The sequence below is a fragment of the Polaribacter cellanae genome, from assembly GCF_017569185.1.
GTDB classification, from domain to species: Bacteria; Bacteroidota; Bacteroidia; order Flavobacteriales; family Flavobacteriaceae; genus Polaribacter; species Polaribacter cellanae.
Genome location: NZ_CP071869.1, coordinates 826529 through 844432, shown reverse-complemented (window position 1 = coordinate 844432; position 17904 = coordinate 826529). Strand labels below are relative to the sequence as shown.

Below are 17904 nucleotides of genomic sequence, written 5' to 3'. Positions count from 1 at the left end.
TTTGCAAAATTAAGGAAATAGATGATTTTTATAGCTGAAAAACTTATTTATAATTAATTTATCTTTAAAAAATAAAAACGATTTGAACCTTTTCATTTTTTATACGTCTATGTTGTGTAATCGATTATGAATAAAAAAAGCATTCTTTCTGACAAAATTTTGATTGAAAACTACCAAAAAGGAGATAAAAAAATGATTTCTCTTTTGGTTGAAAAATGGCATATTCCGTTTTGTAAGTTGGCTTTTTGGATTGTAAAAGATGCGGATATTGCCAAAGATGTTGCCCAAGAAAGTTGGACAATAATTTTAAAGAAATTACCAACTTTAAAAGAATCAGAAAAGTTTAAAAGTTGGGCAATTAGTATTGTAAACAGAAAAGCAATTGATTTTATTAGAGCGAAAAACAGAGAACATTTAAAACTTGAAAAATTATATTTCGAAAGTGAAAAAGCAGCATTAATTTCTGAAAAAATAGAAGATAATTCTTTGCATAAAAAACTTTTAAAATCAATAGAAAAACTATCAACCGAACATCAAATGGTGGTTCGTTTATTTTACAAGGAAAGTTATAGTTTAAAGGAAATTAGTGATATTTTAAAAATTTCTGTAGGAACCACAAAATCGAGATTATTTCACGCAAGAGAAAGGTTAAAAACAATTTTAAAAGATATAAATTATGAGAGATAATATAGAAGAAATAGACAAATTAATTAAAGAAACGTTATCAAAAGAGGAAGCAAAATTTTACGATGGTTTAAAGGAACAAAACATGTTAGATTCTGTTCTTGGATTGTTTCAAGGAAAAAATAAATGGATTATGTTTTTAATGAATTTTATGACATTGGTTTTTTTTGGTCTTTTTGTGTATTGTACTGTTAATTTTTTTAATACAGATGTTACAAACGAATTAATTAAATGGGGAATTGGAGGCTTGGTTTTTCTTTTCGGAGTAAGTATGTTAAAGATTTTTGCTTGGATGCAAATGGATAAAAATACGTTGATTAGAGAAATGAAAAGATTGGAGCTTTTAATTTCGGCTACTCAAAAATAGTATTTTTTAAAAACTGTTTTTTAAAGTTGCAATTCGCGTTAGGGATTGCAGTAGAAATTCTTTTACTTTTTTTAAAGTAAAAGATTGTAGCCTTTCGACTGCGCTCAAGATAAACTCCAAGCCCGACTTTTTTAGGGAACGCCCAAATACTTTAGCAAGCTCTGTATTAAATATTGTTATTATTTTATTACTTTTGTAAAACTTCGGGGATGATTTCTTTCCCACGCTGAATTTCTGAAACTTTCAGAAGGATAAAGGTAGAACAGGAATGGTTATTTAATTATAAACATTTAAAAGCTTAAAAATGGCTGTTTTAGACAAATTAACTTCGCAAGAAGCAATCGAATTAGAGAACAAATATGGTGCGCACAACTACCATCCACTTCCTGTGGTTTTAAGTAGAGGAGAAGGTGTGCATGTTTGGGATGTTGAGGGTAAAAAATATTACGATTTTTTATCGGCTTATTCTGCCGTAAATCAAGGGCATTGTCACCCAAAAATTGTTGATGCAATGGTAAACCAAGCAAAAACTTTAACATTAACTTCGCGTGCATTTTATAATGATATGTTAGGGAAATATGAAAAGTTTGCGACTGAACTTTTTGGTTTCGACAAACTATTACCTATGAATACTGGTGCAGAAGCTGTAGAAACTGCTTTAAAAATTGCCAGAAAATGGGCGTATGAAGTAAAAGGAATTGATGAAAATAAAGCAGAAATAATTGTTTGTGAAAATAATTTTCATGGTAGAACAACAACAATTATATCGTTTTCTAATGATCCTGTTGCGCGTAAAAACTTTGGGCCTTATACAAAAGGTTTCATAAAAATTGAATACGATAATTTACAAGAATTACAGGAAGCTTTAGAAAGTAGCAACAATATTGCTGCCTTTTTAGTAGAGCCAATTCAGGGGGAAGCTGGTGTTTATGTACCTTCTGATGGTTATTTAGCGGCTGCAAAGAAAATGTGTGAAGACCATAATGTTTTATTTATTGCAGATGAAGTACAAACAGGAATTGCAAGAACTGGTAAAATGTTGGCTGTAGATCATGAAAATGTAAAACCAGATATTTTAATTCTTGGAAAAGCACTTTCTGGTGGAGCATATCCTGTTTCTGCAGTTTTGGCAAATGATAATGTGATCAATGTGATTCGTCCTGGAAATCACGGTTCTACTTTTGGTGGAAATCCAATTGCTGCTGCTGTTGCAATGGCGGCTTTAGAGGTAGTAGCAGATGAAAATTTGGCCGAAAATGCTGAGAAATTAGGAGAAATTTTTAGAGCTGAATTAAGTGAATTCTGTAAAAACAATCATTTAGTAGAATCTGTAAGAGGAAAAGGGTTGTTAAATGCAATTTTAATTAACGATTCCGAAGACAGTTCTACGGCTTGGGATATTTGTATAAAACTTCGTGATAATGGTTTGTTAGCAAAACCAACTCATGGAAATATCATTCGTTTTGCGCCACCTTTAGTAATGACAGAAGCGCAATTAATGGACTGTATTGCTATCATTAAAAAAACAATTTCTGAATTTTAGGATTCACTTTATATACTATTTATTATTTAGCCACAAATTTTAAAATTTGTGGTTATTTTTTTTATTATTTTTGAAAAACATTAACTATAAGAAAAAAAATTATGCAAAATGCAATTACAGAATTAGAAGAATTAACATTAACAAGTTCGGCAAAAAGCTTTTTAAAAGAAACAGCAAAATGGGCTAAATTTTTATCAATATTAGGTTTTATTGTTGTTGCTTTAATGTTACTTGGTAGTTTTTTTATTGGCTCTATTTATAACAATATGCCACAAGCACAAGGAATTCCTATGAATTTAGGGGGAATTATGACAGGTGCATACATTGTATTTGCACTAATTTATATTTTTCCAGTGTATTATTTATACCAATTTTCTGTAAAAATGAAAAATGCTTTGGTTTCTAAAGATGATGCTGTGTTGGCAAAGGCTTTTGAAATGTTAAAATCTCATTATAAATTTATTGGAGTTTTAGCAATAATTGTTTTATCGCTATACGCTTTAGCGTTTATTATTGGAATAATTGGTGCAGCTACAGCATTCTAATATTATTCTAATAAAATTTGATGTAGAAATAGATTGTTAAAATAGAAATAATAGGTTAACCTTAAGAAGACTAACAGGTTTTTTTATAAATTAGTTTTTCTTTTTAATGGTGTCTTTTTTCTTCTTCCCAAAAAGGCTACCTAAAACGTCCTTTACTTTGTCTTTCGTTGTTTCTTTTGTTTTAGTAGAATCTTTTGGGTTGTCTTTATTGCCACCTAACAAGTTTAAAATTTTGTCTTTCCCTTTGTTAAGTAAGTTTTGTTTTTGCTTCTCTACAATGGTTTTCATTAAATTAGAAGTCGCACCTTTAATGTTTGTAGAAAAATTAGGGCTTGAAAAACTCCCTGTTAAATTCGCATTTACTGGAATTGTTTTAATTTCATTTGCATCTTTTGCAGTTAATTTTGCAATGGCATTTGTAACAGTGGTTCCTAAATATTTTACGGGTAAATTAAATACAATATCGTAATTCATAGTATTGTCAAAACCATGTTTTCCACCAATTTGAATGCCAATATCTTTGTAATTTAGGTTGAAGGGTTTTACGGAAACTTCTCCATTATTAAATGTAAATAATACACTTGCTTCGTTTAAGCTTAGTTTGCTTACATCTAAAAAATTGACTTTAGAAGCAATCACACTCAATACTTTAGAATCGGCTACCTTTAGCTTTGTGTTTAATAACTGTCCCAATAAATCGCCTGAAATTGAGTTTAAAACAGGTGTCATATCTTCCGATAAATCTCCAGAAACATTAATTGTAGAATTTATTTTACCTTCTAAACTTTTTGCAATTGGAGCAATGGCTTTTAGCATTTCTAACTGAGAAAAAGATGCTGCAATGTTTAATTCTTGCAGTTTTAAACTCATCTTAAAATTCGATTTATTTCCTTTGGTAGAAATCTTTCCATTGAAACCCATTGTACCATTAAAAATAGTAGAACTTACATTTTGCAGACTTACAGTTTCATCTTTAATAAATAAATTACCAACCACGTTTTTTAGAGTGATGTTATCATACACCACATTGGTTGCTTTTGCATTTAATTTCACATCTAAAAAAGTTGGAATTTTTAAGGCTTTTGAAGTTGTAGTAGTTGTTTTTTCTTCAGTTTTGGCTAAAAAATCATCTACTTTAAAATTGTTAGAATTTAAAGTGAAATTTCCTTTTAATTGTTGATTTTTAAATAAATAGCCATATAAATTTTCTAAATTTCCAGAAATGTCTAAATCAGAAGAACCTGTTTTTGCGTTAAATTCTTCTAATTTAATGGTATTTGCATTAAATGTTACTGAGGTATTGTCAATAATAAATTCATTTGCAACATCTTCTCCTTTATATTTAAAATTAGAAATAGTAATATTTCCCTTATTTTTAATATTCTGATAATTTCCTTTATCAACAGAATTCATGTCGAAATTTGTAGTAATATCTGCTTTCAAAATTCCTTCTAATTGGTTTTTAAGTTTTACAGGATATACTTTGCTAATGTTTGCCAAATTAATAGTTCCGTTTGCTTTTAAGTTGGTATTGGCATTTTCTGTGATGTTCGAAATATTTCCACTTGCGTTAAAAACATCTTTATCAATTCTAAAAGATGTATTATTTATAGCAACATACGTGTCTTTTGCAAATCCTGTTTTGTTGATAATATTCGCATTCAAATTAATGTTCTGGACTGCTTTTGGTAAATCTGCATATTTAAACATTGCATTTTTAGAGATAAAAGAAATATCTAATTTTGGGATTGTAGTTTTAGAATACGTTCCTTTTACAGTTCCATTTAAATCGAAATTCCCTTCTGTGGTTACAGATGCTAAATTTCCTGAATATTGTTTTGGAACCAAAGCTAACAAGTTTTTAAAAGAAGATGTTGGTGTTTTAAAGGTAATATCATACAACTGATTTTCATCCACCAATTGAATGAAGCCATCAAATTCTAAAGGCAATTGATTGATATAACCCGTATTTTCCTTAAATGTATATTTTAAGTTTTTTAAATCGATTCCTAAAACAGCCTCTAATTTTATGGCCACATTTTGTAAATAGTTTACATTTTCCACATCAAAAGAAACTTTTGCGGTGGTTTTTGTATCTAAATCTAAAATATCTTTTGCGAAATTTCCTTTTCCTGTATGATAAATGCTATCCAAACTCATTTTTATTTGCGAACTTTCATCAACATAATTAAAACGCATATTTTCTAATTTATATTCTTGAATATTTAATGAAAGTGAGCTTTCAGTTGATGTTTTTTGCGTGTTTTCATTCTTTAAAGCAATATCATAATTCCCAATGTTATCTTTATTAAAAATAATATGTACCTCACCATTTTCAGCTGAAATACTTTTAATTTCTAAAGTTTTATCAGTACTTTTAAAAAGTTCTGTTATTTTTAAATTAAGGTTTAATTCCTTGGCATTAAATAAAGTATCTCCAAGAAATGGTTCTTTATTTATTACAGCAATATCGTTAATGGTTAAACTTGCTGAAGGGAAATTCCGAAACAAACTTAAATCGGTTTCTTTAAAAGTAACTTTAGCATTTATACTATTGTTCACGGTATTTGCTACCATTTGAACAATTTTATCTTTAAACAAAAACGGAATAGAAATCAGCCCAATTAGTAAAACTAACAGCGTAATTGCAACCCATTTTATTATTTTTTTAGCAGTAGATTTCTTTGCTTTTTCTGTTTTCATTATTACAAGTATTGTTACAAAACAAAAATACCCCTTTCACAGAGGTATTTTTGTTTAAATGATGTTAAATGTAACTCGTTTGAAAATCCATAAAAAATAATAGGTTTACTATTAATTACAAACTTTTATTAATTAGTAACAATCAAGTTTTTATACTTAATTCTAAAAGCGAAGCGATCTTAATGCTACTTCAAAGCTTACTTAAACATATCCATTCCAGGAATATTTGGCATTCCAGCTTTTGCAGCAACCGCCATTTCATTTTCGTTAATTGTAGTCGCTTTTTCAATGGCTTTATTCAAAGTAAGAATTAAATAATCTTCCAATTCTTCTGTATCAGAAAGTAAAGAATCGTCAATAGAAATTGTTTTAATTTGCCTGTTTGCTGTTAAAGTTACTTTTACTTTTCCGTCAGAAGAACTTTCATCAACCAAAACCGAATTTAATCTTACTTTGGTTTCTTCAACTTTTTGTTGTGCCTCCTTTAATTTACCCATCATTCCTGAAATATCTCCGAACATAATTTTATGAATTTAATTTTACAATTTATTTTGATGCAAATTTACTAAATTTACAAAGAATTAAAACCAACTAAAAATGAGGAAAATATTTATATTATCTACGTTATTAAGTCTTATTTTTGCTGTCGCTTGTAAAAATGAAACCATGAAGAATACAGATGCAAAAGCACCTATAGCACACAAACAACCAACTACTTTAGAAAAACACGGAGATGTTAGAAACGATAATTATTTTTGGATGCGTTTGTCCGACAAACAAAAACTAGCAGAAGTAAAAGATAAACAAACTCAAAAAGTAATTAATTATTTAGAAGCAGAAAATGCTTATTATAATAAGGTTACAGCACATACCAAAAGTTTCGAAGCAGAATTATTCGAAGAAATGAAAGGTAGAATTAAAGAAGACGATTCTTCTGTACCTTATAAAGACAATGGTTATTTTTACATAACTAGCTATAAAAAAGGAATGCAATATCCTATTTATAGTAGAAAAAAGGAGACTTTAGAAGCCGAAGAACAAGTAATGTTTAACGTAAATGAAATGGCAAAAGGTTTCGATTATTATCAATTAGGAGGTTTAAATATTTCGAATGATAATAAATTGGCTGTTTTTGCAACAGATACCGTGAGTAGAAGACAGTATTTTTTACGCGTAAAAAACTTAGAAACTGGCGAAATTTATAAAGATATTATAGACAATACAACTGGAGGTTCTGTTTGGGCGAATGATAATAAAACGTTTTTTTATACCAAAAAAGATCCAGTAACTTTAAGAAGTTCTAAGATTTACAGACATGTTTTAGGAACACCATCTGCTGAAGATGTAGAAGTATATCACGAAAAGGACGAAACATTTGGAACGTATGTAACAAAATCAAAATCAAACAAATACATAATTATTGGTTCTTATAGCACAGTTTCTACTGAAGCTCAGTTTTTAGATGCAGATAAACCAGCAAGTAGCCTACAAATGTTACAACCTCGTGAGCGTGATTTGGAATATAGTGTGGCACATTTTGGAGACGATTTTTATTTATTAACGAATAAAGATGGCGCAACCAATTTTAAATTGATGAAAACGCCTGTTTCTAAAACTGAAAAAGAAAATTGGGTAGATGTAATTCCACATAGAGAAGATACTTTATTGGAAGATTTTTCGATATTCAAAGATTTTTTAGTGTTAGAAGAGCGCAATAATGGTTTGAATAAAATCCGCATAAAACGTTGGGACGAGAAAGATGATTATTATTTACCTTTTGATGAAGAAACGTATGCTGTAAGTGTGTATTCGAATCCAGATTTCGATACCAATATTATTCGTTATTCGTATAACTCTTTTACAACACCAGCTTCTGTAATTGATTTTAATATGGATGTTAAATCTAAAGAAGTTAAAAAGGAACAAGAAGTTTTAGGAGGAAAGTTTAACAAAGAAAACTACAAAAGCAAGCGTGTTTGGGCAACAGCAAGAGATGGAAAAAAAGTGGCCATTTCTTTGGTGTATCATAAAGACACTAAATTAAACGCTGAAACGCCATTATTACAATATGCCTATGGTTCTTACGGATATACAATTCCTGATAGTTTTTCAACAACACGTTTAAGCCTTTTAGACAGAGGTTTTGTGTATGCTTTGGCTCACATTCGCGGAAGTCAGTATTTAGGAAGAGAATGGTATGAAGATGGAAAAATGTTGCATAAAAAAAATACTTTTAACGATTTTGTAGATTGTTCTAAATACTTAATTGAAAATAACTATACCTCACCAAAACATTTATATGCGATGGGTGGTTCTGCTGGTGGTTTATTAATGGGTGCTGTTGTAAATATGAATCCAGAATTGTACAATGGAATTATTGCAGCTGTACCTTTTGTAGATGTAATTTCTACAATGATAGACGATTCGATTCCTTTAACAACAGGAGAATATGACGAATGGGGAAACCCGAATGATAAAGAATATTATGAGTATATAAAATCATATTCACCTTACGATCAAGTGGAAGCAAAAGCATACCCAAATATGTTGGTAACCACTGGTTTTCACGATTCGCAAGTACAATATTGGGAACCTGCAAAATGGGTGGCAAAACTTCGTGAATTAAAGACAGACAACAACTTATTAATGTTAAGAACAAATATGGAAGCTGGTCATGGAGGCGCTTCAGGACGTTTTGATGCTTTAAAAGAAACTGCAAAAGATTACACGTTTTTCTTAGCTTTAGAAAACAAATTAGATACAGAGCCAATTAAGCCTTAAAATCAATTTTATATTTCATTTCGAAAATGTACTTTTGCAAGCGATAAAAGAAAACCTCACAGGTTTTATACTGAACTAAATTCAGCACAATAAACTCTGTGAGTTTTTTTTGAGTAAAAGATAGAATGATTAAAAACAAAGGGATAAATAATAGTATTTTAGAATTAGTAGGGGAGACTCCATTAATTAAACTTCAAAGAATTACTAAGAATTTAAAAGGTTCTTATTTCGCTAAAGTAGAGGCTTTTAACCCTGGTCATTCATCAAAAGATAGAATTGCCTTACATATTATTAACAATGCAGAAAAAAAAGGAATTCTTAAAAAAGGAGCAACAATTGTAGAAACTACTTCAGGAAATACAGGTTTTAGTTTGGCAATGATTAGTATTGTAAAAGGCTACAAATGCATTTTAGCAGTGAGCGATAAATCTTCTCAAGATAAAATCGATTTACTAAAAACAATGGGTGCAGAAGTGCATATTTGTCCAGCAAACGTTCCTGCAGACGATCCAAGATCTTATTATGAAGTAGCCAAAACGATTCACAAGAAAACGAAGAATTCTGTGTATATCAATCAATATTTTAATGAATTAAATATTGAAGCACATTACAAAACCACGGGTCCAGAAATTTGGGAACAAACAGCTGGTAAAATTACACATTTAGTAGCCGCAAGTGGAACAGGAGGTACAATTTCTGGAGCAGGAAAATACCTAAAAGAGCAAAACCCAGATATTAAAATCTTAGGTGTAGATGCCATTGGTTCTGTATTAAAAAAATTCCACGAAACTGGAGAATTCGATACGAATGAAATAAAACCTTATAAAATTGAAGGTTTGGGAAAAACATTAATTCCTACAGCTACAGATTTTGATGTGATAGATATTTACGAAAAAGTATCTGACAAAGAATCTGCTTTTGCAGCAAGAGAATTAGTAAAAAAAGAAGGTCTCTTTTGTGGATATACTTCAGGAGCAGTAATCCAAGCTACCAAACAATACAACGCTTTAAATATGTTTAATAAAAATAGTTTTGTAGTCTTAATTTTTCCAGATCATGGTTCTCGATATCAAAATAAAATCTACAACGATTCTTGGATGAAAAAACAAGGATTTCTCTAAAAATCTGTTTTTTCTCGCAAAGTCGCAAAGTTTTTTTATGTTGTAATCTTAGTGTATTAACTCGTAGAACATTTGTGAAATACGTGTCTTTTTAAATTATTGATAAAGTCTCACAATTCATAAGACTTCTGTAAATCTCTGTTTAATCTTTATGAAACAACCATACAAAATCCACCAATCTTCTTCTATTTGAATAACGCTATTTATTTGCTACCTTTGCACGCTCAAAAACAGTTGAAAAATGGCGGTAGATTTATTTGATAGAATCATTAAAGACAAAGGTCCTTTAGGAAAATGGGCAGCACAAGCAGAAGGATACTATGTTTTTCCTAAATTAGAAGGCCCAATTTCTAATAGAATGTCTTTTAATGGTAAAAAAGTTGTAACTTGGAGTATTAACGATTACTTAGGGTTGGCAAACCATCCAGAAGTTTTAAAAGTTGATGGAGAAGCTGCTTTAGAACACGGAATGGCTTATCCAATGGGCGCAAGAATGATGTCTGGCCATACACCTTTTCATGAACAATTAGAGCGTGAATGTGCAGAATTTGTAGATAAAGAAAAAGCTTATTTATTAAATTTTGGTTACCAAGGAATTATGTCTGCAATAGACGCTTTGGTAACAAAAAACGATATTATTGTGTACGATATGGACACACACGCTTGTATTATAGATGGAGTTCGTTTACATGCAGGAAAGCGTTTTGTGTATCGTCATAACGATATGGAAAGTTTCGAAAAGAATATAAAACGTGCTGCAAAAATGGCAGAAAAAACTGGAGGAGGAATTTTAGTAATTTCTGAAGGTGTTTTTGGAATGCGTGGAGAGCAAGGTCGTTTAAAAGAAATTGTTGCCTTTAAAAAACAATATAATTTTAGATTATTAGTAGATGATGCGCATGGATTTGGAACTTTAGGAAAAGGTGGAAGAGGAACTGGTTTCGAACAAGGCGTTCAAGATGATATTGATGTGTATTTTGCAACGTTTGCAAAATCTATGGCAGGAATTGGTGCTTTTTTAGCAGGAGATAAAGATGTTATTCAGTATTTGCAATACAACTTACGTTCGCAAATGTTTGCAAAATCGTTGCCAATGGCAATGGTTAAAGGTGCATTAAAACGTTTGGATATGATAAGAACAATGCCAGAATTAAAAGAGAAATTATGGGAAAACACTAATGCTTTACAATCTGGTTTACGTAATGCTGGTTTCGATTTAGGAACTACACAAACCTGTATTACCCCTGTGTTTTTAAAAGGAGATATTCCTGAAGCAATGGCAATGGTTAACGATTTACGTGAAAACCACGGAATTTTTTGTTCTATTGTTGTGTATCCAGTAATACCAAAAGGATTAATTATTTTAAGATTAATTCCAACAGCAACACACACACAAGAAGATATAGACGAAACCATTACTGCCTTTTCTGCAATTAGAGAAAAATTAGAAGATGGAACCTATAAAAAAACTGCAGCAGCATTGGTGTAGTTTTACTTTTTTATAATACAAAAGAGGCTATCTTAAAAATATTAAAATTTGTCATTTCGATACTGTAGTGGATAAATTTTATTTATTGAATTTCAATATTTTATATTTTTCGACTTCGTTAAAAATGGCAACTAAACTTACTTTTAAGATAGTCCTTTTTTGTTTGAGATAATTTCATCAAAAATAAATAAATTACTCTTTTGTTTGCTTTGGAACTGTAATCCCTAATTTTTTAATGACTAATTCTGTGATGTCGAATTTTTCGTCGATGTAAGCAAATTCATTTCCAGAAGTTGTTAAAATTTGAGTATAACCATTTGCTTTCGCAACTTCTGCGATTGCATTGCTTAATTTCTTATAAAGAGGACGCATTAACTCATCTCTTTTTAACTGCATTAATTTATTTCCATTTTCTTGATATTTTTGAATATCTTGATCCAAGGCAACTAACTCTTTTTGAGTTGTCTTCTTCATCAATTCGCCCATTTCTTTTTCTTTGGACTTATAGTCTGCGATTTTAGCTTTATAATCTTTTACTTTAATACTAAAAGAAGAATCTAACTTAGTAGCATAGGCTTGTGATAAGGTAACTACGGTTTTTGCTTCTGGCATTATATTAATAATATAATCGCTATTTACTGTGCCAACTTTAGATTGTGCATTTAAACTAATGCTTATAAAAGCAATTAAAAAAAGTGTAATTTTAAATTTCATTATTATTTTATTTTTTGTGTAACAAAGATATAAAAGCGAGTGACTTACCCAAATATCAATCGTATAAAAAAAGTTAAATTTTAATTTTTGTTTGAATTAGAAATGTACTCTTTCAGTTTATTAAAGTCATTTTTGTTTGCAATCTCTCTTTCTGCATCTTTTAACAATAGGTCTATTTCATTATTAACAACTTCTTTGTACGTATTTAAAGTGGCTTTCTTTTTCAAATTTTCTAACAAGACTAATAATTTTCTAACAATAATAACATCATGAGTACAATAGGTTCTCAATGGTGCCATTACATTATAAATTAAATCTTTAAAATTTACTGAGTTTAAAATAATTAAAATAGTATTCTTTTCTTGTACTAAGTCTATATCTTGTTTTTGTACACGTAGAATAAATAATTGAGAAAGGTAATCTATCGCGTTAATTGCGGTTCCTGGATCGTTAATTCCTGGTGACATTGATTTTACAGCAACTTCGGTTATTTGCTTAAAAGCGAGTAGATAATTATCGTCAATCAATTCACTTTTAGAGAAATTAAAATTTGAGTAAATTTTTTCAATTATAGAATTATCTATTTTTTTATCTACTTTAAAAAGTATTGCATCTTCGTTGCAGTAAGAACCTTTATTAGAAACTATTTCTATTTTAATATTATTTTCTTTGGCAATGTGTAGTAATGTTTCTGTTGAAATGGTATTAAAATAACCAGAAGATTTTGCATTATATGTAGTCCAGTTATTAGAATTTGGTTTAGAACTATCGATTTCTTTTTCTTTCTCTATAATTTTTTTCAATCTATTTTCCGAAGAAGAAAAAATATTATAAAGAATATTATTAATTTGAATTTCTTGTGAAATAGAATGTATAAAGTAGATAAAAGCCGCTAAGGAATTTACCATAAAGAAAATAGAAAGCAAAACAGAAAAACCTGGTAATTGGTATTTTTTTCCTGAAGGTTCTATAAAAACTAAAATAAAAATACAATAGATAATCGTAAACAAATAAATACCCAATATAATTTGGTGTCTTCGATTAGAAATTAAACCAGGCAATAAACGTGGCGAAAAATTACTAGATGCTTGGTTTAGCAAAATCATTACCATAGAAAAACTAAACACCATTATAGATATTAAACCACCAATAAAAGTCGTTAAAATAGCTCTTGCAGTTTCTGTGTCGTTTATAACCAATTCTGGAAGAAATTCAAGAATGTACTTAGAAATTCCTTTGTTTTCTAAATACATCATTATATACGCGAAAATAGCTCCTGCAATAGCAATTATGGATGGAAAAAAAGCGATTTTATCTTTTAAATTATATGCTTTATAGAGCAATTTTAGCAATTTGTCTTTCATTAATTTTTTATCTTTTTCTTAATTTCTTCCATAATTGCATTTACATCGGTTTTATAATCGAACCAAAGGGTGTCTTTATCTTTTTTAAACCAAGTTAACTGCCTTTTTGCAAAACGTCTGGTATTTTTTTTAATTTCTGAAATGGCAAATTCTTTGGTAAATGTTCCATTAAAATAAGAAAATAATTCTCTATACCCAACTGTTTGTAGAGCATTTAATTCTTTGTGAGGGTATAATTTTGTTGCCTCTTCTAACAAACCAGCATCCATCATTAAATTTACACGTTGGTTTATTCTGTTGTAAATTATTTCTCTATCTGCATTTAAACCAATTTTAATTGAAGAAAAATTTCTTGGTTTTTTCGGCTTGTTTTTAAAGGTAGAATAGGGAGTTCCAGTACCAATACAAATCTCTAAAGCTCGCATTAAACGATGTGGATTTTCGATTGCAATTGAATTATAAGTTTCTAGATCTAACTCTTTTAATCTTTCTTGTAACGTTTCAATTCCTTTTTCTGCTAGTTCTTTGGTTAGGTTTTCTCTTATTTTTGGATCTACTTCTGGAAAATAATCCAAGCCTTTTAATACAGCATCTACATACAAACCACTTCCACCAACCATAATTTGTACTGGGTTTTGTTGAAATAATTCTTCTAGTTTAGATAACGCATCTCTTTCAAACTCACCTACATTATAACTTTCGAAAATACTTCTATTTTGTATAAAATGATGTTTTGCAGCTGCTAACTCATCTGTATTTGGCACAGCTGTTCCAATGGTCATTTCTTTGTAAAACTGCCTAGAATCGCAAGAAATAATAGCTGCATTAAAAGCGTTCGCCAATTTTATGCTTAGTGCTGTTTTTCCTATTGCTGTTGGGCCAACAATGGTAATTAAATAATTATTAGAAGCCATTTTTAGTTTAATTTACTTCCACAATTGTAACAATGTTTGGCTTTGTCTTTATGTTTCTCTGCAGCACAAGTAGGGCAAGTTTGTGTATTAATATCTAAAGTTGTTTTTGTCATTTCCGAACTTACAATACCAGTAGGAATGGCTATAATACCATATCCTAAAATCATAATAACACTTGCAATTAATTGTCCAAGAGGTGTTTGGGGTGCAATATCTCCAAAGCCAACTGTGGTTAATGTAACAATTGCCCAATATACGCTTCTTGGAATGCTTGTAAAACCATATTCATCTCCTTCTATCATATACATTATAGTTCCAAGAATAATACATATAATAACGATAAAAAATATAAAAACGGCAATTTTAGCTTTGCTTGCTTTTAAAGCTAAAAGTAATTTATTTGAAGCGCCTACATATCTGGCCAATTTTAAAATTCTAAAAACACGTAACAAACGTAAAGCTCTAAAAGCGGCAAAATGATGAGAACCAACAAATATAATAGAGAGGTATTTAGGTATTGTTGAGAGGAAATCTATAACTCCATAAAAACTAAAAATATATTTGAATGGTTTTTTTATAGATATAATCCTCAATATATATTCAATTGAAAACAGGATAGTAATTATCCATTCACTTATATTTAAAAAATTATGATATTTATCATCAAAACTTTTTACACTTTCTAACATTACCAATATAATACTCGCAACTATGGCAATAAGTAAGACAACATCAAAAAGTTTTCCTTCTTTTGTGTCTGCTTCATAAATAACTTCATGAAGTTTCTCTTTCCAAGACGTATTATTCTCTGATTTATTCAAATTTGTGTTTGTTTTCTCCTACAATACTACAATTATTTACTGAATTTAAAAATAATTTCTATTAATTTTCTTTGTGTTTACAAGGGGTTTCAAAATAAAATAGAAATAAAGTACTTTTTTTAAAACCGTACTTACAATTTCCTCGTAAGTATATATGAGATTCAATTAATAATTAACTTAAAAACTCACACAATGAAAAAAAGTAAAATTTTATTAGGAACCGTTATTATTGCAATAGTCGGTTTAATTACAGTTGTTGCAGCCGACCATATTGATGCGCCAGCAGCAAAAGGAACAACAGCAGATATTACAGATTTCTATGCTTTTCAAGGAGAAAACACAAGTAATTTGGTTTTTGTAGCAAATGTACAAGGTTTGTTAGCACCAACTGCAACTGCAGGAGCATCTTTTGATGAAAATGTTTTAGTAGAATTTAATATTGATACTAATAACGACAATGTAGAAGATTTAGTAATTCAAGCAATACCAAGAGATGGCAAAATGTATTTCTTTGGACCTGTTGCGCCAAGTACTACAGGTTTAACAAGTAGCATTAACTCACTTATCTTACCATCGAGTGTAGCAATTACAAAGTATGGTTCTAATGCAGTTGTTGCAGAAGCAAATGGAATGAAGATGTTTGCAGGACCAAGAGACGATCCTTTCTTTATGGATTTTGCTAGATATGGAGAAATTATTGGTGGAAAAGCAACAGCTTTTAACAATCCAGGTACAGATACTTTTAAAGGTACCAATGTTTTATCTATTGTTGTAGAAGTTCCAAAAGCTAGAGTTGGTGGGAAAGGGAAAATTAACACTTGGGTAGAAACTAAAGTAAAGCAATAATCTAACGAATTTAAAAAACAAATATCATGAAATTTAATTTTATAAAATACACCACAGCAATAGTTATAACCTCTTTAATTTTGGTAAGTTGTAGTAAAAAAGATAACGATTCTGAACCATTAGGACCAGATTTTTCTGGAACTTATATGCAAAAAGATCAAATGGGTAGACCAGCAGTTAATACTGTTTTTGTATCTGCAAATAAAAAGGACGAATTTAATGTAACAGTTCCTTCTCAACAAAATGCAAAATTCCAATCGATGTTCGAAACAAATTTAAAAGGCTTAAGCCCTGCTTTTGCAAATCCTGGAGATAAAAATGCTTTAGGACAAGATGCAGCAGCTTTTACAGGTTTATTAGCAACAGATGTTTTAAATGTTTCTTTAGATGGAAAAACAACTTTTTTTGATGGTGTAGCAGCAAATACATTATCTGGTAGAGCTTTAGCAGATGATGTAATTACAGTTGAATTAATTCTAATCTTTGGAGGTGAAGATGGGTTAACAAATTCTGAAAACCCAACTTTGTCTGACGATAATGTAAGTGCAAACGATAAAGACTTCTTAACAAGTTTTCCTTACTTAGCTTCTCCTTGGTAGAAAGTAGAAATTTATAAAAGTTGAGAAATCTTAATCTCAACATTCAAACTAGCGCATGTTTAGGGGAATATGTGCTAGTTATTTAACTATTAAAAATACAAAAAATGAAATATATCCAACTAATTTTATTATTTGTAACTTTTTCAATGGCAATTAGTTGCAATACAAAAACAAACCAAAAAATTACAAACCCAGCAGATTATAACTCTTTTTTAAATACTGAAAAGAACGAATCTCTGGAAAATACTATTCTAGAATATAACTTTTGGAAAAAGAAGCTAAAAGAAACACCCAACCAATATCCTTACAATGCAAAATTAGCAGCAACTAATTCTTCAATTTTTCAATTAACAGGAAATATTAAAGCTTTAAAAGAAGCAGAACAAAACTTAATTATTGCAAACGAAAAAACGAATTACAATAATGCAGGATATTTAAGAAGCTTGGCAAGAAACTACATTTCCCAGCATAGATTTAAAGAAGCTTTAGAATTACTTAAAAAAGCAGAGGCAAATGGAGAAAAATTACAAGCTACACACTATATGTTAGTTGATGTAAATCTAGAATTAGGAAATTTAAAAACTGTAGAAAAACACCTAACAAAAGTTAGAAATTTTAAAGATTTCGATTATTTAATTAGACTTTCTAAATACAACGATCATATAGGAAACTTAGACAAAGCAATTGAATATTTAGAAACATCTTTAGAAATAGCAAAATCTTCTAATAACAAAGGTTTAATGCAATGGAATTATACAAATTTAGCAGATTATTATGGTCATGCAGGCAGAATTGAAGATTCTTACAATGCTTATTTAAAAGCTTTAAAATTAAACTCTAACGACAGTTATGCAAAAAAAGGAATCGCTTGGATTGTGTATTCTTATGAGAGAAATCCAAAAGAAGCATTGCGAATTTTAAAAAGTGTAACCAAAGAACATGCAGCACCAGATTACCATTTACTAAAAGCAGAAATAGCAGAATTTATAGGTAAAAACAATATGAAAGAAAAAGAAATTGCTTTGTATTTATTAAAAGTAAAAGATACAAATTATGGAGTTATGTACCATAAATACGATGTTTTATTATATGCAGAAGATGCCAAAAGTAAAGAGAAAGCATTAACAATTGCGCAGCAAGAAATTAGTGAAAGACCAACAGCACAATCTTACGATTTATTAGCTTGGTCTCTGTATAAAAATGGTGAAAAAGAAAAAGCTTTACAAATTTCTGAAAATTATGTAATTAATAAAACCTTCGAACCAGAAGCAATGTTACACACTGCTTATATTTTAAAAGCAAATGGTAGAGAAGAAGAGGCTTCGAAAATAAAAAAAGAGTTACTTGGAGCAGTATATGAATTGGGTCCTTTAGTTGAAAAAGAACTAAAAAGTATTTAAATTCGCAAAAAAA

At 29.6% G+C, this 17904-nt stretch carries 16 protein-coding genes; 10 read left to right on the top strand and 6 right to left on the bottom strand.

Features of this window, described 5'->3' with window-relative positions:
• Positions 1–126 precede the first annotated feature (126 nt).
• The 4 genes from J3359_RS03910 (at position 127) to J3359_RS03895 (ending at position 3139) form a co-directional block, all read left to right on the top strand.
• Positions 127–687, top strand: coding sequence for an RNA polymerase sigma factor (locus J3359_RS03910; protein ID WP_208079444.1), 561 nt, complete (start codon positions 127–129; stop codon positions 685–687).
• Entirely contained in the window at positions 677–1051 is a 375-nt protein-coding gene (locus tag J3359_RS03905; protein ID WP_208079443.1) for a DUF6768 family protein, read from the top strand. Before J3359_RS03910 ends, J3359_RS03905 begins: the two co-directional genes overlap by 11 nt.
• A gap of 304 nt (positions 1052–1355) precedes the next feature.
• Positions 1356–2594, top strand: a complete 1239-nt coding sequence (gene rocD / locus J3359_RS03900; protein WP_208079442.1) for an ornithine--oxo-acid transaminase — start codon at positions 1356–1358, stop codon at positions 2592–2594.
• A gap of 101 nt (positions 2595–2695) precedes the next feature.
• Positions 2696–3139, top strand: a complete 444-nt coding sequence (locus J3359_RS03895) for a DUF5362 family protein (RefSeq protein WP_208079441.1) — start codon at positions 2696–2698, stop codon at positions 3137–3139.
• Positions 3140–3229: 90 nt separating this feature from the next.
• Here J3359_RS03895 and J3359_RS03890 read toward each other — a convergent pair whose 3' ends face one another.
• Both J3359_RS03890 and J3359_RS03885 read right to left on the bottom strand, forming a co-directional pair.
• Positions 3230–5842 carry an AsmA-like C-terminal region-containing protein gene (locus tag J3359_RS03890; protein WP_208079440.1) on the bottom strand — a complete coding sequence of 871 codons (2613 nt, stop codon included), beginning with the start codon at positions 5840–5842 and terminating at the stop codon, positions 3230–3232.
• A gap of 197 nt (positions 5843–6039) precedes the next feature.
• Positions 6040–6363 carry a YbaB/EbfC family nucleoid-associated protein gene (locus J3359_RS03885; protein WP_208079439.1) on the bottom strand — a complete coding sequence of 108 codons (324 nt, stop codon included), beginning with the start codon at positions 6361–6363 and terminating at the stop codon, positions 6040–6042.
• A gap of 145 nt (positions 6364–6508) precedes the next feature.
• Here J3359_RS03885 and J3359_RS03880 point away from each other — a divergent pair, with 145 nt between their 5' ends.
• The 3 genes from J3359_RS03880 (at position 6509) to capB (ending at position 11233) form a co-directional block, all read left to right on the top strand.
• Positions 6509–8623, top strand: a complete 2115-nt coding sequence (locus J3359_RS03880) for a S9 family peptidase (protein ID WP_208080406.1) — start codon at positions 6509–6511, stop codon at positions 8621–8623.
• Positions 8624–8748: 125 nt separating this feature from the next.
• A complete protein-coding gene (gene capA, locus J3359_RS03875; RefSeq protein WP_208079438.1) occupies positions 8749–9744 on the top strand; it encodes a cysteate synthase in 996 nt (331 codons plus the stop codon).
• Positions 9745–9985: 241 nt separating this feature from the next.
• Positions 9986–11233, top strand: a complete 1248-nt coding sequence (gene capB / locus J3359_RS03870) for a cysteate-C-fatty acyltransferase (RefSeq protein WP_208079437.1) — start codon at positions 9986–9988, stop codon at positions 11231–11233.
• Positions 11234–11425: 192 nt separating this feature from the next.
• Here the strand turns inward: capB and J3359_RS03865 are convergent, their stop codons facing one another.
• From J3359_RS03865 to J3359_RS03850, 4 genes are all read right to left on the bottom strand, one after another.
• Positions 11426–11947 (bottom strand): OmpH/Skp family outer membrane protein, encoded by a 522-nt coding sequence (locus tag J3359_RS03865; protein ID WP_208079436.1) that lies wholly within the window; start codon positions 11945–11947, stop codon positions 11426–11428.
• Between the two features lie 80 nt (positions 11948–12027).
• Positions 12028–13311 (bottom strand): DUF2254 domain-containing protein, encoded by a 1284-nt coding sequence (locus J3359_RS03860; RefSeq protein WP_208079435.1) that lies wholly within the window; start codon positions 13309–13311, stop codon positions 12028–12030.
• Entirely contained in the window at positions 13311–14225 is a 915-nt protein-coding gene (gene miaA / locus J3359_RS03855; RefSeq protein WP_208079434.1) for a tRNA (adenosine(37)-N6)-dimethylallyltransferase MiaA, read from the bottom strand. Before miaA ends, J3359_RS03860 begins: the two co-directional genes overlap by 1 nt.
• Before the next feature lie 2 nt (positions 14226–14227).
• Positions 14228–15046: an ion transporter gene (locus J3359_RS03850; protein ID WP_208079433.1), complete on the bottom strand. Its 819-nt coding sequence runs from the start codon at positions 15044–15046 to the stop codon at positions 14228–14230.
• Between the two features lie 192 nt (positions 15047–15238).
• Between J3359_RS03850 and J3359_RS18370 the strand changes: the two genes are divergently transcribed.
• From J3359_RS18370 to J3359_RS03835, 3 genes are all read left to right on the top strand, one after another.
• The gene (locus J3359_RS18370; protein ID WP_208079432.1) at positions 15239–15892 is read left to right on the top strand and encodes a DUF4331 family protein; all 654 of its coding nucleotides are present in this window, start codon (positions 15239–15241) and stop codon (positions 15890–15892) included.
• A 26-nt stretch (positions 15893–15918) separates the two neighbouring features.
• Positions 15919–16491, top strand: coding sequence for a DUF4331 family protein (locus tag J3359_RS18365; protein ID WP_208079431.1), 573 nt, complete (start codon positions 15919–15921; stop codon positions 16489–16491).
• A gap of 104 nt (positions 16492–16595) precedes the next feature.
• Positions 16596–17891, top strand: coding sequence for a tetratricopeptide repeat protein (locus J3359_RS03835; RefSeq protein ID WP_208079430.1), 1296 nt, complete (start codon positions 16596–16598; stop codon positions 17889–17891).
• Positions 17892–17904: the final 13 nt, after the last annotated feature.